The organism is Pseudoalteromonas sp. TB25 (assembly GCF_000497995.1).
Classification (GTDB): Bacteria; Pseudomonadota; Gammaproteobacteria; order Enterobacterales; family Alteromonadaceae; genus Pseudoalteromonas; species Pseudoalteromonas distincta.
This window is the reverse complement of record NZ_AUTI01000326.1, coordinates 1-25,679: the sequence shown is the minus strand read 5'-3', so window position 1 is coordinate 25,679 and position 25,679 is coordinate 1. Positions and strand designations below refer to the sequence as shown.

The window sequence follows — 25,679 nt, the reverse complement described above, 5'->3', positions numbered from 1 at the left end:
TGCGCTTGGTATCTTTCCAGCCTCCTAACTTTGCCAGTTCCTGATACGCCCATGACATATTTGGAGCAGTTTCAGGCAATGGTGTTTTTATTCTCTTTAACCACAATAACTTCCATGCTTTGGGAGATAACAGTTGTTCACAACTTGGAGAATCAGGCTGCTCATTGGTGAACTTTAGTTGCAATATTCGCGTCGCAATAAAGCCATTAATCGTCACCAATCTTTCCATGTTATCTTGGCTTTGAAGGCGTAAACTTTCGATATCCGTACCATCACTTTTCCAGACTTTATGGTATTCCTCTACAAGCCAACGGTGCTCATAGTAGGTGATGATAGCTAAGGCGTCTTCTTTGCTGGTGACTGGTTCACTGGTTAATAGGTGCCAGCTTAAGCCATTCTTAGCGTTTCCTCGCTCTGTACAGCCGACATAGTAAACTGGGAGGGAGTGTCCTTTCTTATTGTAAGGCGCTTTGAGTGTCACTGGCGCATAGGTGATATCCAGTGTTGCGCTTCGGGCTTTTCTTCCTCCTTTTTGTGCAATGTGGATGTGTTTGGTGCCTGCACTCATCAGCTCGCTTGCAAACGCATAGAGCTTATCCTCACCTTCTTCAATATGACGACTTTGCATCGAGCGTACGACGAATCGTTGCTGCTCGGTCAGTTTATACTGCAAGTATTCGTAGATGTCCGCTTCGCGGTCACACACCGATATCACGTTCGCCATTTGTCCTTGCAGCCGCTCTGCCATCGCTCGTGACGCTGACTCCCACTTGTAACTTTCTTTTTCTTCGTAAGAAGTCGTCGCGTGTTTTTCTCTTTTTCCAATCGTGTTGATATCACGACTCCAGCGAGACTGTTCAATTAATCCCACAACTTGCTTTGTGTCTGGCGCAAACAGTAATACGCTATGAGCTAACAAGCCTCGTTGTTTTGCTCCTCGTCCGACATGACCCAAATCATCTCGAATGGAGGAATGTTTATAAATTAGTGTGGTCGTGTCTTCTAATGCGAGCAACAAGTTATGACTTTTTGCTTGTTCAACCGTGGCTTTAAAGCCTGACTCTGCTATAGCCGTTGCGCCAATATTCTCGTTGCGAATAAAGCGGTAGGCACCTTCCATATCGCCGGGGGATTGAGTGATGTTTACAAGTGGTTTTCCTGGTTCATTTGCAAGCGTTGATGCTAACTTTACCAGACGCGCTGTTCTTCTTGGATCACCTAAGTCCGATTTACCGAATTGTTGTTTTGCCCAATGAGTATGTTCGTTAATCATAATGTGCCCTCAAACAAGATTTGAAGATCTGATCATGACATTGAGATTTAGTTCAAAAAAATCCCCGCTAATTTCTTAGCAGGGATTTGTGTATAAGAGACAGCTTTAAAAGCGCCTTTCTTTATGAGCTAAAATTAATTACTCAACAGTTTGTGTAGCCGTTGGTAAGTTAAGCTCAGCATTGGCTTTAAGCGCTTCAATAAATACCATGTAGTTTTTATTAGCTTGCGCCATAGTAATGCTTTGTTTTGCTTGAGGGTCAATATTAGCTGCAACTTGTGCATCTGTTACCGACTTAAGCGCAACAATTGCTGCATCACCATTATTTAAATTAACAAGCTCAACTATCGCAGAGTCTGCTGGGTGAGCCATTTTGAATGCTTGAGTCACAATAGCAGGTGAAACAGTATAGCTTTGACGTGTTAACTGCGCTTCTTGACGAACAGTTAAGCTTTGCTCACTCGCTACATCATTTAAGCTCTTACCTGCTTGTACTTCTGCAAATAAGCTACGCGCTTTTTCTTTAGCAAGCTCTGATGATTTTTCATTAACTAAACGCGCTTTAATTTGCTCGCTTACTTCATCCAGCGGTTTAGTAGCAGCAGCTTTATGCTCGTTAATACGAACAATAATTGCATGCTCATCGCCAAGCTCAATAACTTCAGAATTTACTTTATCTTCAAGTAAATCAACTGATGTTAGTGCTGTGACAACTGCAGGGCTGTTTAACGGCTCTGGTAGAGCATTAAGTGCTAAAAGAGGTGTAGATTTAACTTCCACTTCAGCAACTTCTGCAGCATCATCTAAGCGATCTGAAATTTCAAATGCAAGTGCACCCATTTCAGTTTGCTTTTCGTAAAATGCATCAATTTTTCCAGCTTGTTCTAATTCAGCACGTAAGTCAGCTTTAACATCGTCATACGCTTTAACTTGTTGTGGTTGAATGTCAGTAAGTTTAATTATGTGATAACCAAACTCAGAAGTAACAACGTCAGAAATATCACCTTTATTTTCAAGCGCGAAAGCCGCGTCTTCAAATGCAGGGTCCATTACATCACGCTCAATCCACTCAAGATCGCCGCCCATTTCGCCACTAACGATATCGTCAGACGATGATTGTGCTAACTCAGCAAAGTCTGCACCTTGCTCTAGCTGTGCATGAAGAGCATTGGCTTTTTCTTTTGCTGCATCATCGTCTTCACTGTTATCAATTAAGATATGTGATACGCGACGCTTTTCTGGCTCAACGTATTGTGCTTTGTTTTGCTCATAATACGCTTTAACGTCATCCTCGGTTACCGATTCAACATTGATATCTGCTGCTTTAAGCTCAATGTAACTTACTGAGATAAGCTCTGGAGATAAAAATTGAGATGCGTTTAAGTCGTAGTAATCAGATACTTCTTGATCTGATACTTCAACATTCGCGGCAAGTGCCTCTTTGTTTACAACTACGTAATCAATACTACGAGTTTGCTGCTGAAGAGCAATTGCGCTTTTCAGCTCGCTCTCTAGAGCAAAGTCTGTACCTGCAACAGCAGATACTACCTGGCTGCGTGTCATATCTTTACGTAAATATTCACGAAAAGCATCTGGTTGAAAATTCATTTGACGAATTACTTGTAGGTAACGGTCGTTATTAAATTTTTCACCAATTTGAAAGTACGGTAATTCTAAAATTGTTTTACGTACACTTTCGTCGCTTACGCGAAGACCTAAATCAGCCGCTAGCTGTGATTGCAATTCTTGTTGTACTAAGCGGTCAACTACACCTTGACGAATTTGTGCCATGTAATTTGGATCAGCTGCAATTTGTGTAAAGTATTCACCAAATTGTTGCTCTAAACGGCTACGTTCATTTTGGTAAGCACGGTTAAAATCGGTTTGACTAATTTTAATTCCATTTACTTCAGCAACGGGTTGTTCTGTGGTTTGACCTAAGTAACTACCGATCCCTGCTAAGGCAAAAGATAAAATCACCGCGCCTAAAATTATTTTGGCTACAGGTCCTTGCGAACCTTCTCTGATTTTCTCAAGCATTTGTTTATCTCTTTTTGATCAAGGTATTTTACCTTGTCACATGTAAAAAAAGCGTATCTTACCAGATACGCTTTTTCACTTGAAGTAACTGGCGGAAAAGTTACTTAACTCATCTGTTGTGGTGAATCAGTAACTTTACACTCGCCATAACTAATGTGTTTAAAACAGTGATTAGTTTACTGCGTCTTTAAGCGCTTTACCGGCTTTGAAAGCTGGAATAGTTGCAGCAGCAATTTGGATAGTTTCACCAGTTTGCGGGTTACGGCCTGAACGTGCAGCACGTTCACGTACTGAGAAAGTACCAAAACCTACAAGTGCAACTGAGTCGCCATCTTTTAGCGCGCCAGATACAGATTCGATGAATGAATCTAGTGCACGACCTGCAGCCGCTTTAGAAATGTCAGCATCAGCTGCGATTTGATCGATTAATTGAGATTTATTCACAATATCATCCTCTTTCATTGTTATTATCAAGAGCGATGGTTTTTTAAACTAACATCACTTTTTTGAAAATTTTAGAGCAAACTTTTAATGCCCACATGATTATATTTTTCTTAAGCCTAGGCCCCGTAAGGGCTAGGCTTGAAAACCAGTGCTTAACTTATCATACCGTTTAGATTTGAAAAGCCCTAAAAAGCACTTTTTTTATGTTTTTTCTTGGTTTTTAGGTGTTTCGACCGAAAAACTCTCAACAGGATGCACTAAAGCAAGCTTTAACACCTCGTCAATCCAAGTAACTGGGTGAATATCAAGACCTGCCAGCACGTTGTCTGGTATCTCTTTTAAGTCACGTTCGTTAATTTTTGGAATGATCACTGTTTTAATTCCACCACGATGCGCCGCTAATAACTTCTCTTTTAAACCACCAATAGGAAGTACTTCACCGCGTAGTGTAATTTCACCTGTCATTGCAACATCTGCTCGTACAGGATTACCCGTTAAGCTAGATACAAGACCCGTTACCATTGCTGCGCCCGCACTAGGACCATCTTTTGGTGTTGCGCCCTCAGGTACGTGTACGTGAATATCACGCTTTTCGTAAAAGTCGCTGTTAATACGGAAAGTATCTGCTCGATTACGCACAACCGTCATTGCCGCTTGAATCGACTCTTGCATTACATCGCCAAGAGAACCGGTGTAACTTAACTTGCCTTTACCTGGCACTGCCGCACATTCAATTGTTAGCAAATCACCGCCAACTTCTGTCCATGCTAAGCCTGTAACTTGACCAATACGGTCGCCATCTTCAGCTTTGCCATAGTCAAAGCGCTGCACACCTAAAAAGTCTTCTAGGTTATCTTGATTGATGGTCACTATTTTAGTGTCTTTTTCAAGTAAGATATTTTTAACGGCTTTACGGCATAGTTTCGAAATTTCGCGCTCTAGGTTACGTACACCCGCTTCACGTGTGTAATAACGAATAATGCCAATAATTGCGCTGTCTTCGATAACTATTTCAGACTCTTTTAAGCCGTTACGTTTAACTTGTTTAGTAATTAAGTGCTCTTTTGCAATGTTTAGCTTTTCATCTTCGGTGTAACCCGACAAGCGAATAACTTCCATACGATCTAATAATGGACCAGGAATGTTAAAGCTGTTTGATGTTGCTACAAACATAACGTCAGATAAATCGTAATCGACTTCAAGATAGTGATCGGCAAAATGACTGTTTTGTTCCGGATCAAGCACCTCTAACAATGCTGATGCTGGGTCGCCGCGCATATCCGATGACATTTTATCGATTTCATCTAATAAGAATAATGGGTTTTTAACGCCCACTTTTGTCATGTTTTGAATTAGCTTACCTGGCATTGAACCTATGTATGTACGACGATGACCGCGAATCTCAGCTTCATCACGTACGCCGCCAAGCGCCATACGAACATACTTACGACCAGTCGAACGTGCAATAGATTGCCCAAGTGATGTTTTACCAACACCTGGTGGTCCAACTAAACATAAAATTGGCCCTTTGAGCTTATTAGTACGCTGTTGTACTGCGAGGTACTCAATAATGCGTTCTTTTACTTTATCTAAGCCGTGGTGATCGCTATCAAGAATTTTTTGTGCGCCTGCTAAGTCTTTTTTCACTTTAGAGCGTTTTTTCCATGGCACATTAATTAATGTATCTATGTATGAACGCACTACAGTCGCTTCTGCAGACATTGGCGACATCATTTTAAGCTTATTGAGCTCTGTAGTTGCCTTTTCTTTAGCTTCATCAGGCATGCCAGAATCTTCAATACGCTTTTTAAGCGCTTCAAATTCATCAGGCACATCATCAAGCTCACCAAGTTCTTTTTGAATGGCTTTCATTTGCTCATTGAGGTAATACTCGCGCTGAGATTTTTCCATCTGCTTTTTAACGCGGGTACGAATTTTCTTCTCAACTTGCAATAAGTCTATTTCGCCTTCCATTAGTGCCATTAAATATTCAAGACGTTCTGTGACACTTGAAATTTCGAGCACTTTTTGTTTTTCAGGTACTTTAAGCGGCATATGCGCTGCCATTGTGTCGGCAAGACGTGCTGGCTCATCAATACCTGAAACCGAAGTTAGTACTTCAGGTGGAATTTTTTTATTTAGCTTTACATAGCCTTCAAACTGGCTAATTGCGCTTCGGATAAAAATATCTTGCTCTTGTTCATCTACAGAATCAGATTCAATAAATTGAGCATTAGCGACAAAAAAGTCATCGTTATCTACAAATTCTTCAATTTGTGCGCGCTGTGTACCTTCGACTAAAACTTTAACTGTACCGTCTGGTAATTTTAATAACTGAAGTACAGTGGCAATAGTACCGATACGATAAATATCATCTTGCTCTGGTTCATCTACAGTTGCATCTTTTTGTGCAACCAAGAAAATTTGTTTGTCTTTGTCCATTGCCGCTTCTAGGCATTTTATTGATTTTTCACGGCCAACAAAAAGCGGGATCACCATGTGCGGGTATACCACAACATCGCGCAGTGCAAGGACTGGGATTTCGACTCGGTCGGTTCTCTCAAGCGTCATTATAGTTTCTCTTCGCACTTCATTTATTTTAAAGATTACTCAAGTATATGGGGATAACCTAATTAAAGTTCAACAATTTTCCCTAACTCGATTAAATTAATTATAAAAAAAGGAGCCTAAGGCTCCTTTTTCCATTCAAATAGCTTAAAAACTATTCTGATGCAGCTTTATCTTGTTTATTATTTTCATAAATCAAGATTGGATCTGACTCACCTTTAATAACGGTTTCATCAATAACTACTTTGCTTACATCATCCATTGAAGGAAGCTCGTACATAGTATCAAGTAGTACACCTTCAACAATTGAACGAAGACCACGTGCGCCTGTTTTACGCTCCATTGCTTTGTGGGCAATTGCAGCTAAGGCATCATCGCGAAACTCAAGTTCAACGTCTTCCATACCAAACAATACTGAAAACTGTTTAGTAATCGCGTTTTTAGGTTCACTCAATATTTGTACAAGAGCTGCTTCATCAAGTTCTGTTAGCGTAGCCACTACCGGCAAACGACCTATAAACTCAGGAATTAAGCCATATTTAACTAAATCTTCTGGCTCTACATCTTTAAATGTTTCACTTAAAGAACGACTCGCCGCAGACTCTTTTACGCTAACGCCAAAACCGATACCGGTGTTTTTATGGCTACGTTGCTCAATTACTTTATCTAGGCCTGAAAATGCACCACCACAAATAAACAAGATTTTAGATGTATCTACTTGTAAAAACTCTTGCTGTGGATGTTTACGACCACCTTGCGGTGGAACAGAAGCAACGGTGCCTTCAATCAGTTTAAGTAGCGCCTGTTGAACGCCCTCGCCTGATACGTCACGCGTAATTGAAGGATTATCTGATTTACGAGAAATCTTGTCAATTTCATCGATGTAGACAATACCGCGCTGTGCTTTTTCAACATCGTAATCGCACTTTTGTAAAAGCTTTTGAATGATGTTTTCAACATCTTCACCTACATAACCTGCTTCGGTTAATGTAGTGGCATCGGCCATAGTAAACGGCACGTCAAGTAGGCGCGCTAATGTTTCTGCAAGTAATGTTTTACCACTACCTGTTGGGCCGATAAGCAAAATATTACTTTTACTTAATTCAATGTCTTGCTTAGTCGATTGGTTACGTAGGCGTTTATAATGGTTATAAACGGCAACAGACAATACTTTTTTAGCATGGTCTTGACCAATAACATAATCGTCTAAGTGTTTACGAATTTCTTTTGGTACAGGTAGTTTGTCAGACGTATCATGCTTAGGAGCAATGTCTTTGATCTCTTCCCTGATAATATCGTTACACAACTCTACACATTCATCACAAACGTATACTGAAGGGCCTGCAATTAATTTACGCACTTCGTGTTGGCTTTTGCCACAAAAAGAGCAGTATAACAATTTATTACTTTTGTCGCCGTCTGTAGGAGTGTCAGACATTCAGCTACCTCATTTTATTACGTTGGCCACCAAAACTATTGGCGGCTATTTCAATACGCTTTAACTATACCAAAATTTATTGGTTTTCGCATAGTAACTCAAAGTGGCAAACAGGTAGTCCTGCTTACCAAGCGCTTACTTTTTGTCGCGATTTGTAAACACAGAGTCTACCAAGCCGTAATCTACAGCTTGCGAAGCACTCATGAAGTTATCACGATCAGTGTCTTTAGAGATAATATCCAATGGTTGGCCTGTATGCTCAGCCATTAAGCGGTTAAGCTTATCTTTAATAGACAGAATTTCTTTAGCGTGTATTTCAAAGTCAGATGCTTGACCTTGGAAACCACCTAATGGTTGGTGAATCATCACACGTGAGTTTGGTAGGCAAAAACGCTTACCTTTAGCACCAGCAGTAAGTAAAAAAGCACCCATGCTTGCAGCTTGACCTACACATATTGTACTTACATCTGGTTTGATGAAGTTCATTGTGTCGTAAATAGCCATACCCGCAGTTACTGAACCACCTGGTGAGTTGATATATAAAAAGATATCTTTATCAGGGTTCTCTGATTCTAAAAATAGCATTTGCGCTAAGATCAGATTTGCCATGTTGTCTTCAACTTGACCTGTTAAAAAGATAATACGCTCTTTTAATAATCTCGAATAAATATCATACGAGCGCTCGCCTTTTGGTGTTTGTTCAACAACCATTGGGACCAATGCATTTAGGGGATCTGTAATACCAGTATTCATACTTATTTAATTCCTTATGCGCTTATACTTATCCTTATTATAAGGAAGCATAGTTATCGTTTTTCGCAAATTTAGAGCCAAAAACTAAAATGGCCCGGGCACGCTGTATAAACAGAGTAACACGAGCCATTTAATCGTTAGCGAGAGCTTAAGTCAATGACTTATTAAGCACCTTGCTGTGGATTCATGATGTCATCAAATGCTTTTTCAACATCAGTAACAACTGCTTTAGCCAAAATAGCTTCAACAGCTTGCTCTTCCATTGCTACATTACGCATTTGCTGCATAAGTTGATCATTACCTTTGTAGTATTCTACTACTTCAGTTGGATCTTCGTATGCAGAAGCTACTGTTGCGATTAATGCTTCAACTTTAGCATCATCAACTTTGATGTCGTTAGCTTTAATCACTTCACCTAATAAAAGGCCAGTTTTTACACGTGTTACAGCTTGCTCGTGGAACAATTCAGCTGGAAGCTCTGGCATGTTTTGAGCGTCGCCGCCAAAACGTTGAGCTGCTTGCTGACGTAAAGCATCAACTTCTTGATCAACAAGTGCTTTAGGCACTTCGATTTCGTTGTTAGCTAAAAGACCTTTGATTGCTTGGTCTTTAACGCTTGCTTTAACCGCTTGGTCTAGCTCACGTGTCATGTTCTTTTTAACTTCTTCTTTAAGCGCGTCTACGCCGCCTTCGGTAACACCGAATTTAGTTGCAAACTCTTCGCTTAATTCTGGTAATTCTTGCGCTTCAACTTTTTTCACTGTGATAGTGAATTGAGCCGCTTTACCTTTTAAGTTTTCAGCGTGGTAATCATCAGGGAAAGTTACATCAGCAACTACTTCTTCGCCTGCTTTTTTACCTACGATGTTATCTTCAAAACCTGGGATCATACGACCTTGGCCAAGTTCTAATGGGAAGTCTTCAGCTTTGCCGCCTTCAAATACTTCACCGTCGATAGTACCTACGAAATCAACTGTTACACGGTCGTTTTCGCCAGCAGCTGCATCAACATCAGCCCACGCTGCGTGTTGCTTACGAAGTGTTTCTAGCATGTTAGCTAAATCTTCGTCAGTTACTGTTACTGCTGGTTTTTCAACAGTAATTTTATCTAAACCTTGAACTTCAACTTCAGGGTAAACTTCAAACGTTGCTGAGAATTCTAAATCTTTACCTGCTTCAAGTGATTTAGGAGCGAATGTAGGCGCGCCAGCTGGGTTGATTTTTTCAGAAACGATTGCTTCAATGTAATTACGTTGCATTACTTCGCCAGCAACTTCTTGACGAACTGCAGGGCCAAAACGCTTGTTAATTACAGATACTGGAACTTTACCAGCACGGAAACCATCTATACGCTGTGTTTTTGACAGTTGTTGTAGGCGTTTTTTTACTTCGGTCTCAACGTTCTCTGAAGGAACGGTGATAGTTATACGGCGCTCAAGGCCTTGGGTCGTCTCAACAGAAACTTGCATGATTTACCTCAATATTCAATTTTGGCGACTGTTCGCCTTCCTTTACAAACAAAGTGTTCTGCATGAGTCTTGATAAAGTTTAAGCGGTTTTTCACACTTAAAAGCATCCGTCGCTACCATGAGACACCATTGCTGCTTTGCCCTTCGGGCACTATGTTAAACAATAGACGCGGCATTATAACCTAATATTTATGATAGTCGAGTATAGGGGGCAATTATTTGGACTAGATAAGGGACTATAAAGACTAACTGAATAAAAAACAGGCTAACTACGGACTAAATAGAATAAAATAGAAATTATTTAATAGAATTATAGGCTAACAGATTTAGATTTATAACTTAGAGGAGTTTACTTATTGTTCTTATTGGATAAGAAAATGGTCGGCGATGCAGGATTTGAACCTGCGACCCCTTGGACCCAAACCAAGTGCGCTACCAAACTGCGCTAATCGCCGACATTGAAGAGTTAACTTCTTTTTTCATACTGAACACTTAAACTGAGAGTTTAAGACCATTTTAAGAAAATGGTCGGCGATGCAGGATTTGAACCTGCGACCCCTTGGACCCAAACCAAGTGCGCTACCAAACTGCGCTAATCGCCGATATTCGTTGTAAATGGGGTGACTGATGGGGCTCGAACCCACGACAACCGGAATCACAATCCGGGGCTCTACCAACTGAGCTACAATCACCGCTATATTTACATGTTTTCAAATGGTGCACCCAGAAGGATTCGAACCTTCGACCGACGCCTTAGAAGGGCGTTGCTCTATCCAGCTGAGCTATGGGCGCATCGAAAACTTCATAGTTTACCAATAAGCTATTCGATTATAAAAAATTATAAAAAATTATAAAAAAATGGTCGGCGATGCAGGATTTGAACCTGCGACCCCTTGGACCCAAACCAAGTGCGCTACCAAACTGCGCTAATCGCCGAAACTTATTATTGCTAGCGAGTGACCTCGTTGACAACGGGGTGCATAATAGTGATTTGACGGGGTTAGGTCAAACGTTTTTTTAAGAAAACCAATCAAGTGCTCATTTTTAGTGCACAATGGTTAAATATTACAATAGTCGGCTGAATTTTAAACTATTTAACAGCTCAAACGTTATATACCTTAAAAGCAACTTGGCGCTGCTATGCTTTTCTGCGAAAATAGTAGGCACATTATAAAACGAGTTAAATAAAGAGCGTATTTTTCTTTATTAGCATTTTTACCCCTATTTTATTATGCATTCGTTTTTAGAGTATCGGTATCTAGTTAATTAACCCCAATTAAAGGTCACCCATGACGGCAAACATCATTGATGGTAAGGCAATCGCAAAACAAGTACGTAGCGCTGTAGCAGAACGCGTAAGTGAACGTGTAGCAAATGGTTTACGTGCACCAGGACTTGCAGTAGTACTTGTAGGACTTGATCCAGCAAGCCAAGTTTATGTTGGTTCAAAACGTAAAGCCTGTGAAGAAGTAGGTTTTATCTCTAAATCATTTGATTTACCAGCAGACACACAAGAGCAAACTCTTTTAGATTTAATTGACGAGCTAAATAATGATGCCGAAGTTGATGGAATTTTAGTGCAGTTACCACTGCCAAAAGGTCTTGATGCTGAAAAGATTTTAGAACGAATTACCCCACATAAAGATGTTGATGGATTTCATCCATATAACATTGGTCGATTAGCACAGCGTATGCCTGCCCTTCGCCCATGTACCCCTAAAGGTATTATTACATTACTTGATTCAACGGGTGTACGTTATAAAGGGATGCATGCAGTTGTCGTTGGCGCGTCAAATATTGTTGGTCGTCCAATGTCGTTAGAGCTTTTATTAGCAGGTTGTACTACCACTGTGTGCCATAAATTTACTCAAGACTTAGAAACACATGTTCGCCGCGCTGACTTATTAGTTGTGGCTGTCGGTAAACCTGAATTTATACCGGGAGATTGGATAAAAGAAGGCGCTATTGTTATCGATGTGGGCATTAACCGCTTAGATACGGGTAAATTAGTCGGTGATGTTCAATACAGTGTGGCCGAACAAAAAGCGCATTTTATTACACCTGTACCAGGTGGCGTTGGCCCGATGACTGTCGCAAGCTTAATTGAAAACACACTTGAAGCGTGTGAAAAGTATCACAGCTAAGCTGTTAAAAAATCAAAAAAGGGTTGCCATTTGGCAACCCTTTTTTAGTTTGACCTGAATTACTTTAAACGCTTACGCTTTACGCCACGTTGTTTTACCAGCTGAATCTTCAAGTATTACACCTAACGCATTAAGCGCATCACGTGCTTCATCAGCAGCAGCCCAGTCCTTACTAGCACGTGCTTCATTACGTTTTACAATTAATGCTTCAATTGTCGCAACTTCGTCGTCATCTTGCCCACCTTGTAAAAAAGCTTCCGGTGCTTGTTGAGCAACACCTAACACTTCACCGAGGCTACGCAGTATAAACGCTAACTTGCCAGCTTGACCTGCGTCACTTTCTTTTACGCGGTTTAATTCTTTAGCAAGTTCGAACAACACAGGTAGTGCTTCTGGTGTATTAAAGTCATCATTCATTGCTTTTCTAAACTTAGCAACAAACTCATTGCCTTCTAAGTCGCACTCTACCGGTACGACATCACGAAGCGCTGTATAAATGCGTTCAAGTGATGAACGCGCTTGGTCTAAATTTTCTTGTGAGTAATTTAATTGGCTGCGATAATGCCCTGAAATTAAAAAGTAACGAACAGATTCAGCGTCGTATGCTTTTAAAACCTCACGCACAGTAAAAAAGTTATCTAACGACTTAGACATTTTTTCTTTATTTACTTGCACCATGCCAGTATGTATCCATGTATTTACATACTTGCCGTTGTTTGCACAGCACGACTGGGCAATTTCGTTTTCATGATGTGGAAACTGTAAATCAGACCCGCCACCGTGAATATCAAAATGCTCTCCTAAGTGTTTTGAGCTCATTGCCGAACATTCAATATGCCAACCAGGACGCCCTTCACCCCACGGTGATGACCATGATGGCTCACCTGCTTTGGCTTTTTTCCATAACACAAAATCAAGCGGATCGTCTTTATCTTGAGCCACTTCTACGCGAGAGCCCGATTGCAACATAGTTAAATCTTGCTGAGAAAGCGCACCATATTGCTCAAACGTTGATACATCAAACAAAACATCGCCATCAGCTGCAACATAGGCATGGCCTTTTTCAATCAAGCGCTTAACCATAACGATAATTTCATCCATATGGCTTGTAACTGTTGGTTCAACATCTGGGCGTAGCATATTTAGGCTATCAAAATCTTCATGCATCGCTTTAGTCATGCGCACAGTTAAGTCGTTTATTGACTCACCATTTTCATTTGCACGTTTAATTATTTTATCGTCGATATCTGTAATGTTACGTACATATTTTAAATCGTAACCAATATGACGTAAGTAGCGCACAATAACGTCAAAACCAACAAAAGTACGAGCGTGTCCAATATGGCAGTAATCATAAATGGTGATACCACACACATACATGTCGATTTTGCCTTCGACCATAGGTTTAAATTGCTCTTTTTGTCGCGTGAGTGTGTTGTATATATTTACCATTTACTTTGAGTCCTTGACTATTTACTTGAACAGTTATGTTACCACTTGAAAAGCCCCTGCTCTAGCGCTTTATAACAAACCAAACATCTACTTTGTTAATCTTAGCCAACTACGATAAAATAGCGCCAATATTTAAACCAGATATAGGAAAACACATGGTTGTTCTACACACCAATTTTGGTGACATCACCATTAAAATGTTTGAGCAAGAAGCTCCAAATACAGTTAAAAACTTTTTAGAGTATGCAAATGCTGATTTTTTCAACGGCACTATCTTTCATCGTGTAATCGATGGTTTTATGGTTCAAGGCGGTGGTTTTGTACCAGGTATGGAACAAAAAGAAGTTAACGACCCAATTAAAAATGAAGCTAATAATGGCCTATCTAACAAGATAGGTACTTTAGCAATGGCACGTACACCTGATCCTCATTCAGCTACAGCGCAGTTTTTCATTAACGTGAATAACAACGACTTTTTAAACCACAGTAGCGAAACATCGCAAGGCTGGGGTTACTGTGTTTTTGCTGAAGTAGTAGAAGGCATGGACGTAGTAAATAAAATAAAAGGCGTAGCAACAGGTAGTACTGGTTTTCACCAAGACGTGCCTCTTGAAGATGTGATCATCGAAAGCGTTACTGTTAGCTAATAGTAAGTTTACCCACGTAATGTGGAGTATCAGCGGGCATTTACGCAATGTGTATACGCCCGCTTTATTTATATCGAAAAGACTGACCTATGACTCGCCAAACTTACTTTATTGCAGATTTACACCTAAGCGAAAACCGCCCCGACATTAGCGCTGCATTTTTTGACTTTTTAAATACGCATATACTAAATAAAGATGTAGATGCACTTTATATTTTGGGTGATTTTTTTGAAGTATGGGTTGGAGATGACTACATTACAGCGCTGAGTGCCGATGTAGCAAAGCATTTAAGCGCCGTTAATGATGGTGGGACACCTGTTTATTTTATACATGGCAACCGTGATTTCATCATGCGCAAGCAATATGCAGACATGGCCGCAATGACTTTACTCGATGAACAAACAGTCATTGATTTATATGGTACGCCTACCGTTATTTTACATGGCGACGAAATGTGTACTCAAGATACTGAGTATCAAAAATTTCGTAAAAAAAGCCGTGGTTGGTGGTGGCCAAAATTAATGCTTGCAATGCCACTTTGGTATCGTAAAAAAATAGCGCGTAATGCCCGTGAAAAAAGTAAGTTGAGCCAAGCTGATAAACCTATCGAAATTTTAGACGTTGTAGATGAAGCCGTGCTTGCCACCTTTGCCAAACATAACGTTACTAATATGATTCATGGTCATACTCACCGCCCTAATGTTCATACCTATAAAGTTAATGAACAAACGCTTACTCGTACAGTGCTAGGTGACTGGTATACCCAAGGCTCTTATTTAGTCGTTACCCCTCAATCACAAGAATTAATTAGCACGCCTTTCGCATAATTTAAAATCCTGACTATTATTTAACTATATATTTGAATAATAGTGAGAGGTTTAATGATTAAGCTGTTAATTTTCATCGTAGTAATTGCCATTCCTACCAAAGTATTTAGCGAGCAAACATGGCAAATTGTTACTGAAAACTACCCTCCCTATTTTAGCGAAAACCTTCCTGATAACGGTTGGTTATACGAAATCACTCAATCAGCCCTTAAAACTCAAGGCATTAATAGCGAAGCCGAGTTTACGACATGGGACCGCGCCCTAAAGCTATTAGAAAAAAAGAGAAAAACAGCTATTTTAGGCGCTTTTTATTCATTAAAAAGAAATGAAGTTTTTTACTACTCTCGCCCACTTGCAGTTGCTCATTCAGGAATTTTTAAACGCAAAGAGAGGCTATTAACTTCGATGGTACAGTTCAGTCATTAACACCTTATAGTATTGGTACAGAAGACAATGCCTTTGTAAGCCAAGAGTTTACAAGAAATACTGAGCTGGCAATAACATCCACTAAAAGCCTTCCTACAAGTTTATACCTGCTACAACAAGGACGTATTGATTTGGTCGCAGGCACTAAAGAAGTAGGGAAGTATTGGCTTGAGCACAATAACGAAGTTGATTTAGATAAGAATAAAATTGAGTACTTATTGCCAGATCTTGCTTCTCATAAACTGTATTTAGTTGTCTCTAAATCAAATTACAGGGCAAAAGAGTACTTACAAAAATTTAATAGAGGGATTGATATAATAATTGAAAACGGAAGCATTGCTGAAATCATGAAAAAACACAATTTCAGCAATCAAAAAACAGCTGAATACATTAATTTTTTAAAAGAAAATTAGCTTTATGCTATTGGCAGGCCACTATGAAACTTAAAATCTTCATCCTGTGATGAAATTAATTCGGCTTCAATCTCGCCAAATTCTTTAACTCGTTCGGTAATATCAAAATCAGCAATTTCTTGCGCTAAAGTTAGATAATCTTGGTAATGACGGGCTTCAGAGCGCAGCAGCGAAATATAAAAATCACCTAAACGTTTGTCAACATGCGGCGCAAGCTTTGCGAAACGCTCACACGAACGCGCCTCAATGTAAGCGCCTACAATTAATTTATCAACAAGGGCGTTTGGCTCAAACGTTTTAACATGACGAAGCATGCCTTTTGCATAACGACATGGTGTAATGCTTTGGTACTCTACACCGTACTCGTCCATAATTTCGAGCACTTGGTAAAAATGATGCAACTCTTCTTTTATCAACAATACCATTTTATCAATTAAATCTTGTCCATATGGCGAATTAGATTTAGGAATTATTGATTTAGTTAGCTTATTTTTAGCCGCGAGATCACGCCAATTTCCTTCACGCTTATAAATAAGCGTTTCAAATGGCTTTAGCCACTCGAGTAAGGCATCACTGCCCTCTTTATCAACAGCGTATTTACGTATTAAAAACATCGCACTTTGAGCCGCTTTTAACTCACAAATTAAGTGATCGATTAAGATTACTGATAAGTTCTCTTTTTTAATTGCCTGCTCCACCCACTGCTGTGGGGTTGTACACACTAAAAAGTTATTGATCGGCTCTAAAAGTTGGCTATGTGGCACGTTGACTGCTCATTACTAAATAAATTTGATATGCCATTATTTTAACACGAAATTTTGTTTCGGATAAATCAAAGCCCTAACCTGTGCAAAAATGTTAATAGTGAGTTAACTTGACTTTGCAAAATAAGTGAACCATAACTGTACATAGACTGTATAAAAATAAACCAACCAAAACAGTAATACGTTCCTTTTATGGAGTAAGTACTATGATATTAAATCACCTCTGGGGCATTTATGCTCACCCACTTGAAGAATGGCAAACAATAGATAATCGCCATGAAAGTTTAACCTATAGTTTGTCGCATATTTTACTGATTGCTTTGTTTCCTTCAATAATGGGTTATTACTCATCTGTTTATTTAGGATGGAGTATAGGCGCAGGCGATCCTGTATTTTTAACGCACGATAGTGCGCTATTAATTGCAGTTGCAATGTATTTTGCTTTAATAGCGGGTGTTTTTGCATTAGCGTATTTGGCTCATTGGATGGCCGTTACATTTGGCTCTAAGCCTACATTTACACAAACACTTGAACTTGCAGCTTATACTGCAACACCTGTGTTTATGTCGGCGCTTGCCGCCTTTTGGCCTGTACTTTGGTTTGTAGTGTGTATTGGAATTATTGCACTAGCTTACTCGGTCTACTTACTTTATACCGGCGTACCAATACTTATGCATATTCCAGAAGAGCGTGGTTTTATTTATGCCAGCTCGGTTGTAACGTGCGGATTAATATTATTAGTTATTATTTTAGCTGTAACAGCTATGCTTTGGACAAATGGGATTGTTAGTCCAATGTTTACTTAATAAAGTTTAGCTAAAAAAGAGTCGTGTTTGATAGAAATGTTCCCTTTCTTTCCTTCGCAAAAAAGGAGCTAATTAGCTCCTTTTTTTATGTAACGACTTTTTATTAACTAATTATTAATCAGCTTCGTTTTCGTCTTGGTTGTGAATCTCTAAACTTGAAGACATCGCACTTTCGCGGGTGCTTTTTGCTGAATCGTTACGTAGCTCATCAATACGATTTAAATAGTTTTGATCAATGTCGCCTGTAATATATTGCCCATCAAATACTGAGGTTTCAAACTTAGTAATTTCAGGATTTTCTTGGCTAACCGCAGCTATTAAATCTTTTAACGATTGAAAGATTAAACCGTCAGAACCAATACTTGCATTAATATCTTCAACTTCACGTCCGTGAGCAATAAGCTCAGCTGCTGAAGGCATATCAATACCGTACACATTAGGGAAGCGTATTTCAGGCGCTGCGGATGCAAAGTAAACATTTTTAGCACCAGACTCTCGAGCCATTTCAACAATTTGTGCTGATGTTGTACCACGAACAATTGAGTCATCAACCAATAATACGTTTTTACCTTTAAACTCGCGATCAATTGCATTTAGCTTTTGACGCACTGATTTTTTACGCATCTCTTGGCCAGGCATGATAAATGTACGACCGATATAACGGTTTTTAACAAAACCTTGGCGATACGGTAAATCAAGCACACGTGCAATTTCCAGTGCTACATCGCATGAAGTTTCTGGGATTGGGATAACTACATCAATGTCTTTATCAGCCCATTCGCGTGCAATTTTTTCACCTAGTTTTGTGCCCATGTTTACGCGTGTTGCGTACACAGACATACGGTCTATTGTTGAATCAGGTCGAGCAAAATAAACAAATTCAAAAATACACGGCGAGTAAGATGCTTTATCTGCACAACTAAGTGAATGAAATTCACCTTCTTCTGTAACATATATAGCTTCACCAGGGGCAACGTCACGTACAAACTCAAAACCATCCGGTTTTAACGCAACGCTTTCTGAGGCGAACATGTACTCAGTGCCTTTTGCAGTCTCACGTTTACCAAATACAAGTGGGCGGATACCATTAGGGTCGCGAAAAGCAACAATACCGTGACCAATGATCATAGCAATTGTTGCATAACCACCGCTTACTTTATTATTTACCTCGGTTACCGCAGTAAATATATCTTCAGGGTCTAAATGCAACTTATCAGATTTACTTAGTTCATGTGCCATGATGTTGAGTAAGATTTCTGAATCAGATGTTGTATTTACATGACGACGTGCTTCTGAGAATAACTGCTCTTTTAAAGCTTCTGCATTAGTAAGGTTGCCATTATGGGCAAGTGCTATACCAAACGGTGAGTTAACATAAAAAGGCTGTGCTTCAGATGAGCTTGAAGACCCTGCTGTAGGATAGCGCACATGGCCAAGACCTATCGTACCTTGTAGTCGTTTCATATGACGAGTGTGAAAGGCATCTTTCACTAAGCCATTTGCTTTGCGTAAGCTGAACGTATTATTCTCAATGGTAATGATACCCGCGGCATCTTGACCACGGTGCTGCAAAACAGTTAAGCCATCATAAATCGCCTGATTGACAGGGGATGTTCCGACTATTCCAACGATACCACACATGTAATTTATCCTCGCCGATTAACGGTTTACTGAATTTAAAAAGCTCGAGTTGTTTTCTAGGTATGAAAAGAACCATTCAACAACAAAGCCAAATTCTGGAATCAAAATAGAATTACCCCACCAGTGCGTATTGGGTGCACCAGTAAAAGCATCAAGAAAGAAGAGTAACGCGCTCACGACCAACACGCCTCGTAGAGCACCAAACACTATGCCAAAGACACGGTCGGTACCCGATAAACCAGTACGATGTACGAGCTCACCTAAAATGTAGTTTAGTAAACCGCCTAACAGTAGCGTCGCAAAGAATAATATGGCTATGGCCGCCGCATTTCTTAAAAGGGGTTCAGAAATGGTTGTTAGGAAGGAAGCTAAATATTGGTAAAATAAGCTAGAGATGATAAAGGCGCCAGCCCATACCGCTAATGACATTGCTTCTTTTACAAAGCCACGTATTAAACCGATGATGGTAGACAATACAATGATGCCAATAATGGCGTAATCAACCCAGATCATAAGAACCAATTAGTCGCTAATTTGGGGCGCATTCTATACCCAAACATCGTTAGTATGCAAGTTTAAACGGGAGATTACTGGGTTGTGGTTAATACAAAAAATTAACATTCTAGTCTAGGTATTGTGAGATAAAGATAATGATAAAAAAAATATAAATAAATAAAAAAAGGCTTGTTATACAAGCCTTTTTAAAATTATTTTGTTACTTCGTACTGCGTAACTTTACCATTTAATTTAGTAAGCTCTTTGAGCTGAGGGAGCTGCTTTTGTAATTCACTTTTATCAAGCGAAGGACCAACAAATACTTTGGTTAATGTCCCATTTGGGGTTTTAATCGGTTTAGTAAACGTTTTAAACCCTTCAGCCTTTAATTTAGCCTGTAATGCTTTAACGTTTGCAACATGTGAAAAACTACCTAATTGAATAACATAGGCCATACTCGTTAGGTTTTCATCACTTTTACGTGGTTCAATTGGCTCTGGCTTAGCTTGAACAGGCGCTTTTGTAATTGATGTAGCTTTGGGTTCTATAGTTGCTTCAACAACTTTATCTTCCACAGCGTAATCACTCTCATCCTTCGCGCTTTGCTGCTCAAAAGCTTCATCGTCAGCTTGAATGTCTTCAATTTCATCTTGCTTTAGTGGCTCAGCATTAGCCATATTTTCATCAATTGACTCTTGAAGATCGATTGTTTTGAACTCAGGGCGGTCTGGGATCGCTTTAAAGCCTTCTTTATAATGCACTTTTTCGCCATCGAGTATATTAGGGATAAACACAATTGCTGCGATCACCACTATACTTGTTCCGACTAAGCGATTAATAAAACTTGAGTTCACCGACATCCTCTCTATTTTTTAAAGTAATTAATAGCGCCAGCAACTGTAAAAAATGAACCAAATATAATCAACATAGTATCACTTTGTTGTTCTGGTAAAATTACATTCAGTGCTTGTGCCACACTATCATAGCTATTAATAGTATTATGATGAGACAATTCGTGCAGTGCATTTTGTAAATTACTTGCAGTGTCACCTCGCGGGCCACTTAAGCTCGCTAATGACCACTCATCGACCAAGTGACTTACTTCTTTAAATACACCCGCTTTATCTTTATCAGCAAGCATAGCGGCTAATGCATGAATTTTAAAGCCTTTATCTTTATAGCTTGATAACTTATTGGCTAAATAACGCGCCGACTCAGGGTTGTGTGCTACATCGGTAAAGACTAAAGGCTCAATACTTAACTGCTGAAAGCGCCCTTCGACAACTAAATTAGCTAAACAACTTCGTATAATTGATTCACTAGGTAATAAGTTTAAAACACTTAGCGTAGTTAATGCGGTAGCTGCATTTTGACACGGTATTGCAGGCTTATCTATTTCAAGATTATGTTCTTTATATTGCCAATTAAAGCTCTCAGCATTTTCTTTAAAAATAAAGTCACTGCCCGACAACGTCATATTGGCATTAATTTCTTTGCCGTAATCAGTCATTGTGTGAGGAATATTTAAATCCCCTATAATAGCGGGCGTATTTTCACGAAAAATACCGGCTTTATCATAAGCCACTAACTCACGGGTATCACCTAAGTACTCTTTATGGTCTAAGTCTATAGTCGTGATCACGCTTGCAAAGGGAGTGACTATATTTGTGGCGTCAAAGCGCCCACCTAAACCAACCTCGAGTAATACATAATCGACGTTACAGCGTTTAAAAATTGCCAACGCACCCAAAGTACCATATTCAAAATAAGTCAGAGGAGTGTCTTTACGGCCTTGCTCAAGCTGGTGAAAAGCATCTATATGAAATTGGTCGGCCAATTCTTCCCCATTAACTCGTACACGCTCGTTATAACGAATTAAATGTGGAGATGCGTAAGTACCCACATTGAAACCTTGCGCTAGCAATAGCGACTCTAAGCAGCGTGCTGTGGTGCCCTTACCGTTTGTACCGGCAATAAGAATAATTTTACTTGGAGTGTTTAACAGGCCAATATTGTTAGCAACATTAGCAACTCGTTCTAAGCCCATAGCAATGTTAGCTGGGTGAACACTTTCTAAATAAAAAAGCCAATCATCAAGGCTTGATGATTGGCTAGGAGTTTTTTTTGTCATAGCGTGTAATCAGTAAAGCTGAAATTTACGCTACTCTATGCTCTTGTTCCGTAGAAGGCAAGTTCATAAATTTAGCTAAAATGCGTGCAAGGGTATCGCGCATTTCACGGCGGTCAATAATCATGTCAATTGCACCGTGTTCAAGCAAAAATTCACTACGCTGAAAGCCTTCAGGTAATGTTTCGCGAACAGTTTGCTCAATAACACGAGGACCCGCAAAACCAATTAATGCTTTAGGTTCTGCAACGTTAATATCGCCCAGCATAGCAAGTGATGCAGATACACCACCCATAGTTGGGTCAGTCATGACTGAAATAAACGGAAGACCTTTTTCAGTCATTTTTGCAAGTGCAGCACTTGTTTTAGCCATTTGCATAAGCGACATAAGCGCTTCTTGCATGCGTGCACCGCCTGATGCAGAAAAACAAATAAGCGGCATGTTATGCTCTAAACATTGATCAACAGCATCAACAAAGCGAGCGCCAACAACAGAAGCCATTGAACCACCCATAAACGAGAACTCAAATGCTACTGCTGCAACTGGAATACCTTTTAATCGGCCTTTCATAGCTACAAGTGCATCTTTTTCACCACTTGCTTTTTGGGCTGCACTGATACGATCAGAGTATTTTTTAGAATCTTTAAACTTAAGAATGTCTTTAGGCTCATGTTGTGTGCCAAGCTCTTGACGGTCACCTTCATCTAAAAAGTGCTCCAGGCGCTTACGGCCACTTACACGCATATGATGGTTACACTTAGGACATACGTTTAATGACTTTTCTAATTCAGCTTTATATAAAATTGAATCACACGATGTGCACTTAGCCCAAACACCTTCTGGGATTTCTTTACGACCTGATGATTTTGTCGTTTTAGGTAAGATTTTTTCTAGCCAACTCATTTGCAACTCTCTTAATGCTGTTCTGTGTCGCGAGCCTGCCAATAGCAATTAGCAGACAAATTTTTTCAATTAAAACATGAATTACACTAACGCGGTATAAAAAACTGGTCTTAGTAGTTAAAAGTGTTCATAAAAAGCACTAACGACAACCATAACTAAATTTCAGCGTCAGGTAAAAACAATGGACCTAAAGGCATTTTAGGAATATTAAACTCTTCAGGATAATCGACATCAACCAAGTATAAACCTGCAGCTTTAGCTGTAGCACTTGCTTTAGCACGCTCTTTACAATCAAGTAATTCTTTCAACCAAATAGGCTGTTGCTTATGTATGCCAATATCCATCAAGCTCCCCGTTATATTACGTACCATGTGATGTAAGAACGCATTCGCCTTAATATCAATAATAACGTAACACCCTTGGCGCTGTACCGATAAGTGATGAATAGTACGAGTTGGTGTATTCGCTTGACAATGGATCGCTCGAAAAGATGTAAAATCGTGTGTCCCGATCAAATACTGACAGGCTTCCTGCATTTTAACTTCATCTAATGGGTGATGAAAATGCGTAACCCCTTCGCTTAACACTGCTCCTCGAAAAGGAGAGTTATAAATAATATAGCGGTATCGGCGAGCGGTTGCACTAAAACGAGCATGAAAATCGACAGCAACTGGTTGTGCAAAGCGAATAGCAATATCTTTAGGCAATAAGGTATTCATACCCATTGTAAATGCGACCATGTCACGCGAAGCTTCAGTTTCAAAATGTATTATTTGACCTGTACCGTGCACACCCGCATCAGTTCGCCCCGCACATACTACTTCAACTGGGTGATTACAAATACGCGACAATGCCTTTTCTACTTCTTGTTGTACGCTATTAACATGTGATTGACGTTGCCACCCACTATAGCGTACGCCGTTGTATTCAACTCCAAGTGCTACTCGCATAATTACTGCTTTACCTACTGTGCTAATGAACACGGCATTTTATGCTATCTCTCGACGCAATAAAAGGAGGTGTGCGGTAATACCCTTTTTATTAAAAACATGAGCATTTTAATGAATCAAATAACTTAATAATTACGATGTAAATTATTCTTTTATAACAATTACATACTATAAAATCCGCTTCATTAATGCGTTGCTTTCCCTTGTTATAATTAAACTAACATCCATAAAAAAACCCTTAATTAGAATAACCAATTAAGGGTTTTTTTAACAATTTGTTATTTTAGTTTCGCTTTTAAACTAAGTGCCTCTTCTTGAACTTCTTCTGGGCCTTTGTTGATGACATCCTCAATGACCTTGAGCGCAGAATCAAAATCATCAATTTCAATATAAGCACGCGCTAAATCTAGTTTAGCTGAGTAGCCACCACTTTCAGCATCAACATCGGTTGGGTTATCACCCGCAAGTAATGCATCAAACTCACTCAAACCAACATCCATATTAACATCGGTGTAAGGTTCGTGTTCAAGTTCAGCCTCTTCACTTTCTTCTAATAATGAATCTATATCTACAAATTCATCATTATCAAGTTGCTCAATATCACTACTTTCAACAAGTGGCTCTTTTGTAGTTAATGAGTCATCTTCCTCTAAGTCTTCTTTTAGCAAGCTGTCAAAGTCGACATCAAATTCACTGCTATCCTCAGCACTTAATTCTTCAGGCTCCGCTAACTCACTAAGTAATGAATCAAAATCAGTTTGCGTCAAATTTGACATAAACTCTTCATCAAGTTCATCGTCAGAGCTAATATTAGTGCTACCTGCTTCATCTGAGTTTGTTAACTGTGCTTCGCGCTCTGCATTTGTTTGCTCTTGCTGCTCGTCTGATAACTCATCAGTTAGCGCTTGCTCTAAAATATCTTCGTCAAACTCAACATCTAAGTCAGAAAAATCGTCTTCTAAACTATCTAAATCATTATTTTCAGAAAGCGCATTTGATAAGTCTTGCTCAGCTTGGCTGGAAGCGACTCCCTGCGCCTCACCGTCTAAATCATCACCTTGTAATTCTTCGGGGGTAAATGGCAACTCACTTTCTAGTGTTTCTTGAACTTCATCAAGGTTAAGAGGTTTGGTATCCTCTTCTATACTAACTGGTTTAACAGAATCAATTCCGTCATTAATTTCTTGCAGTAAATCATCAAACGACTCGTCTTCAACCTTAGCTTCTGATTCAGAGAAGTCATTATCAATTAATAGTTCATCATCAAAATCATCTTCTAAGCTATCTAAGTTAGCATTTTCAGAAAGCGCATTTGCGAGATCTTTCTCTGTTTGACTAAGTGATACTGCATTTTCTTCACTCGGTGCATTTTCTTTAGGTTCTTGCGGCTCAAACGAAGGTTCATTCTCCAATAATGAATGATCATCATCTAATTCAAGTTCAGGATATTCATCTAACTCTTCACTTGGCGTTATAAGATCGCTATCAAGCTGCTCTTCAACTTTTGTAAGATCTGAGTCATCGTCGCCCGCTAACGGATCGTCACCAAGATCTACTTCTATTTCTTCAAGATCGTCGTCAAGCTCATCTAAAGACCAATCTGGTGTTTCTATATAGTCATCATCCGTCGCTTGTTGTAGCTCATTTAAAAGCTCATCAACGCTCTTTAAAGTATCATCTGTATATTCTTCAAGCGCATCTTCTGGATCAAGAAGCGACTCTGATGTATCTGAAAAATCATCAACCGTTACATCTATAAGTTCAGGTTCTTCTTCAAGCTCAGGTTCTTCTTTAAGCTCAGGTTCTTCTTTAAGCTCAGGTTCTTCTTCAAGCTCAGGCTCTTCTTCAAGCTCAGGCTCTTCTTCAAGCTCAGGTTCTTCTGCAAGTTCAGGCTCATTGTAAAGCTCAGGCTCTTCTTCAAGCGCAGGGGCTTCTTCAAGCGCAGGTTCTTCTTCAAGCTCTGGTTCTTCTACAAGCTCAGGTTCTTCTGCAAGTTCAGGCTCATCGTCAAGCTCAGGCTCTTCTTCAAGCTCAGGTTCTTCTTCAAGCTCAGGCTCATCGTAAAGCTCAGGCTCTTCTTCAAGCTCAGGTTCTTCT

The 25,679-nt window shown here is 39.7% G+C and carries 22 protein-coding genes and 5 tRNA genes; 6 read left to right on the top strand and 21 right to left on the bottom strand.

The genetic code is table 11. The annotated features are described in order from the left end of the window. The 12 genes from L652_RS0112680 to L652_RS0112625 all read right to left on the bottom strand — a co-directional run. A partial coding sequence (locus tag L652_RS0112680; protein WP_024603372.1) for an IS4 family transposase occupies positions 1-1,273 on the bottom strand: 1,273 nt, incomplete at its 3' end. A gap of 138 nt (positions 1,274-1,411) precedes the next feature. Further along, positions 1,412-3,313 carry a SurA N-terminal domain-containing protein gene (locus L652_RS0112675; protein WP_024596373.1) on the bottom strand — a complete coding sequence of 634 codons (1,902 nt, stop codon included), beginning with the start codon at positions 3,311-3,313 and terminating at the stop codon, positions 1,412-1,414. Between the two features lie 171 nt (positions 3,314-3,484). Next, entirely contained in the window at positions 3,485-3,775 is a 291-nt protein-coding gene (locus tag L652_RS0112670; RefSeq protein WP_158000827.1) for an HU family DNA-binding protein, read from the bottom strand. A gap of 183 nt (positions 3,776-3,958) precedes the next feature. After that, the gene (gene lon / locus L652_RS0112665; RefSeq protein WP_024596372.1) at positions 3,959-6,328 is read right to left on the bottom strand and encodes an endopeptidase La; all 2,370 of its coding nucleotides are present in this window, start codon (positions 6,326-6,328) and stop codon (positions 3,959-3,961) included. Positions 6,329-6,479: 151 nt separating this feature from the next. Beyond that, a complete protein-coding gene (clpX, locus tag L652_RS0112660) occupies positions 6,480-7,763 on the bottom strand; it encodes an ATP-dependent protease ATP-binding subunit ClpX (protein ID WP_002958344.1) in 1,284 nt (427 codons plus the stop codon). A 135-nt stretch (positions 7,764-7,898) separates the two neighbouring features. Further along, complete coding sequence (clpP, locus tag L652_RS0112655; RefSeq protein ID WP_002958346.1) at positions 7,899-8,516, bottom strand: ATP-dependent Clp endopeptidase proteolytic subunit ClpP; 618 nt, start codon at positions 8,514-8,516, stop codon at positions 7,899-7,901. Between the two features lie 164 nt (positions 8,517-8,680). Then, entirely contained in the window at positions 8,681-9,985 is a 1,305-nt protein-coding gene (tig, locus tag L652_RS0112650) for a trigger factor (protein WP_002958347.1), read from the bottom strand. Between the two features lie 378 nt (positions 9,986-10,363). Further along, a tRNA-Pro gene (locus L652_RS0112645) sits at positions 10,364-10,440 on the bottom strand. Between the two features lie 70 nt (positions 10,441-10,510). Continuing rightward, positions 10,511-10,587 (bottom strand) — tRNA-Pro (locus L652_RS0112640). A 14-nt stretch (positions 10,588-10,601) separates the two neighbouring features. Then, positions 10,602-10,677: transfer RNA gene (locus L652_RS0112635), tRNA-His, on the bottom strand. Positions 10,678-10,700: 23 nt separating this feature from the next. Next, positions 10,701-10,777: transfer RNA gene (locus L652_RS0112630), tRNA-Arg, on the bottom strand. A gap of 67 nt (positions 10,778-10,844) precedes the next feature. Then, positions 10,845-10,921, bottom strand: a tRNA-Pro gene (locus L652_RS0112625). A gap of 353 nt (positions 10,922-11,274) precedes the next feature. Here L652_RS0112625 and folD point away from each other — a divergent pair. Then, positions 11,275-12,129 carry a bifunctional methylenetetrahydrofolate dehydrogenase/methenyltetrahydrofolate cyclohydrolase FolD gene (folD, locus tag L652_RS0112620; protein WP_002958348.1) on the top strand — a complete coding sequence of 285 codons (855 nt, stop codon included), beginning with the start codon at positions 11,275-11,277 and terminating at the stop codon, positions 12,127-12,129. A gap of 72 nt (positions 12,130-12,201) precedes the next feature. Here the strand turns inward: folD and cysS are convergent, their stop codons facing one another. Beyond that, positions 12,202-13,581: a cysteine--tRNA ligase gene (gene cysS / locus L652_RS0112615; RefSeq protein ID WP_024596371.1), complete on the bottom strand. Its 1,380-nt coding sequence runs from the start codon at positions 13,579-13,581 to the stop codon at positions 12,202-12,204. Between the two features lie 155 nt (positions 13,582-13,736). On the opposite strand from cysS, the gene L652_RS0112610 reads away from it, so the two are divergent. From L652_RS0112610 to L652_RS1000000125445, 4 genes are all read left to right on the top strand, one after another. Further along, positions 13,737-14,228 carry a peptidylprolyl isomerase gene (locus tag L652_RS0112610; protein WP_002958350.1) on the top strand — a complete coding sequence of 164 codons (492 nt, stop codon included), beginning with the start codon at positions 13,737-13,739 and terminating at the stop codon, positions 14,226-14,228. An 89-nt stretch (positions 14,229-14,317) separates the two neighbouring features. Continuing rightward, on the top strand, positions 14,318-15,055 hold the full coding sequence (locus L652_RS0112605; protein WP_002958351.1) for a UDP-2,3-diacylglucosamine diphosphatase: 738 nt from the start codon (positions 14,318-14,320) through the stop codon (positions 15,053-15,055). 54 nt (positions 15,056-15,109) lie between these two features. Then, positions 15,110-15,481, top strand: coding sequence for a hypothetical protein (locus L652_RS1000000125450; RefSeq protein WP_253947715.1), 372 nt, complete (start codon positions 15,110-15,112; stop codon positions 15,479-15,481). Next, a complete protein-coding gene (locus L652_RS1000000125445; protein WP_343223429.1) occupies positions 15,451-15,894 on the top strand; it encodes a transporter substrate-binding domain-containing protein in 444 nt (147 codons plus the stop codon). The genes L652_RS1000000125450 and L652_RS1000000125445 overlap by 31 nt, the downstream gene beginning before the upstream one ends. Before the next feature lie 2 nt (positions 15,895-15,896). Here L652_RS1000000125445 and miaE read toward each other — a convergent pair whose 3' ends face one another. Further along, positions 15,897-16,658 carry a tRNA isopentenyl-2-thiomethyl-A-37 hydroxylase MiaE gene (gene miaE, locus L652_RS0112595; RefSeq protein WP_029752263.1) on the bottom strand — a complete coding sequence of 254 codons (762 nt, stop codon included), beginning with the start codon at positions 16,656-16,658 and terminating at the stop codon, positions 15,897-15,899. A 206-nt stretch (positions 16,659-16,864) separates the two neighbouring features. Here miaE and L652_RS0112590 point away from each other — a divergent pair, with 206 nt between their 5' ends. Continuing rightward, positions 16,865-17,464 carry a Yip1 family protein gene (locus L652_RS0112590; RefSeq protein ID WP_024596370.1) on the top strand — a complete coding sequence of 200 codons (600 nt, stop codon included), beginning with the start codon at positions 16,865-16,867 and terminating at the stop codon, positions 17,462-17,464. Between the two features lie 114 nt (positions 17,465-17,578). Here L652_RS0112590 and purF read toward each other — a convergent pair whose 3' ends face one another. The 7 genes from purF to L652_RS0112555 all read right to left on the bottom strand — a co-directional run. Next, positions 17,579-19,105: an amidophosphoribosyltransferase gene (purF, locus tag L652_RS0112585; protein WP_024596369.1), complete on the bottom strand. Its 1,527-nt coding sequence runs from the start codon at positions 19,103-19,105 to the stop codon at positions 17,579-17,581. A gap of 18 nt (positions 19,106-19,123) precedes the next feature. Then, positions 19,124-19,618, bottom strand: coding sequence for a CvpA family protein (locus L652_RS0112580; protein WP_002958356.1), 495 nt, complete (start codon positions 19,616-19,618; stop codon positions 19,124-19,126). Positions 19,619-19,812: 194 nt separating this feature from the next. After that, the gene (locus tag L652_RS0112575) at positions 19,813-20,454 is read right to left on the bottom strand and encodes an SPOR domain-containing protein (protein WP_024596368.1); all 642 of its coding nucleotides are present in this window, start codon (positions 20,452-20,454) and stop codon (positions 19,813-19,815) included. A gap of 11 nt (positions 20,455-20,465) precedes the next feature. Beyond that, on the bottom strand, positions 20,466-21,731 hold the full coding sequence (gene folC / locus L652_RS0112570; RefSeq protein ID WP_024596367.1) for a bifunctional tetrahydrofolate synthase/dihydrofolate synthase: 1,266 nt from the start codon (positions 21,729-21,731) through the stop codon (positions 20,466-20,468). 25 nt (positions 21,732-21,756) lie between these two features. Beyond that, the gene (gene accD / locus L652_RS0112565; protein WP_002958359.1) at positions 21,757-22,632 is read right to left on the bottom strand and encodes an acetyl-CoA carboxylase, carboxyltransferase subunit beta; all 876 of its coding nucleotides are present in this window, start codon (positions 22,630-22,632) and stop codon (positions 21,757-21,759) included. A 155-nt stretch (positions 22,633-22,787) separates the two neighbouring features. Further along, positions 22,788-23,582 carry a tRNA pseudouridine(38-40) synthase TruA gene (gene truA / locus L652_RS0112560; protein WP_002958360.1) on the bottom strand — a complete coding sequence of 265 codons (795 nt, stop codon included), beginning with the start codon at positions 23,580-23,582 and terminating at the stop codon, positions 22,788-22,790. A 278-nt stretch (positions 23,583-23,860) separates the two neighbouring features. Beyond that, positions 23,861-25,679 (bottom strand): FimV/HubP family polar landmark protein (locus L652_RS0112555; RefSeq protein WP_024596366.1); only part of this gene is annotated, 1,819 nt, incomplete at its 5' end.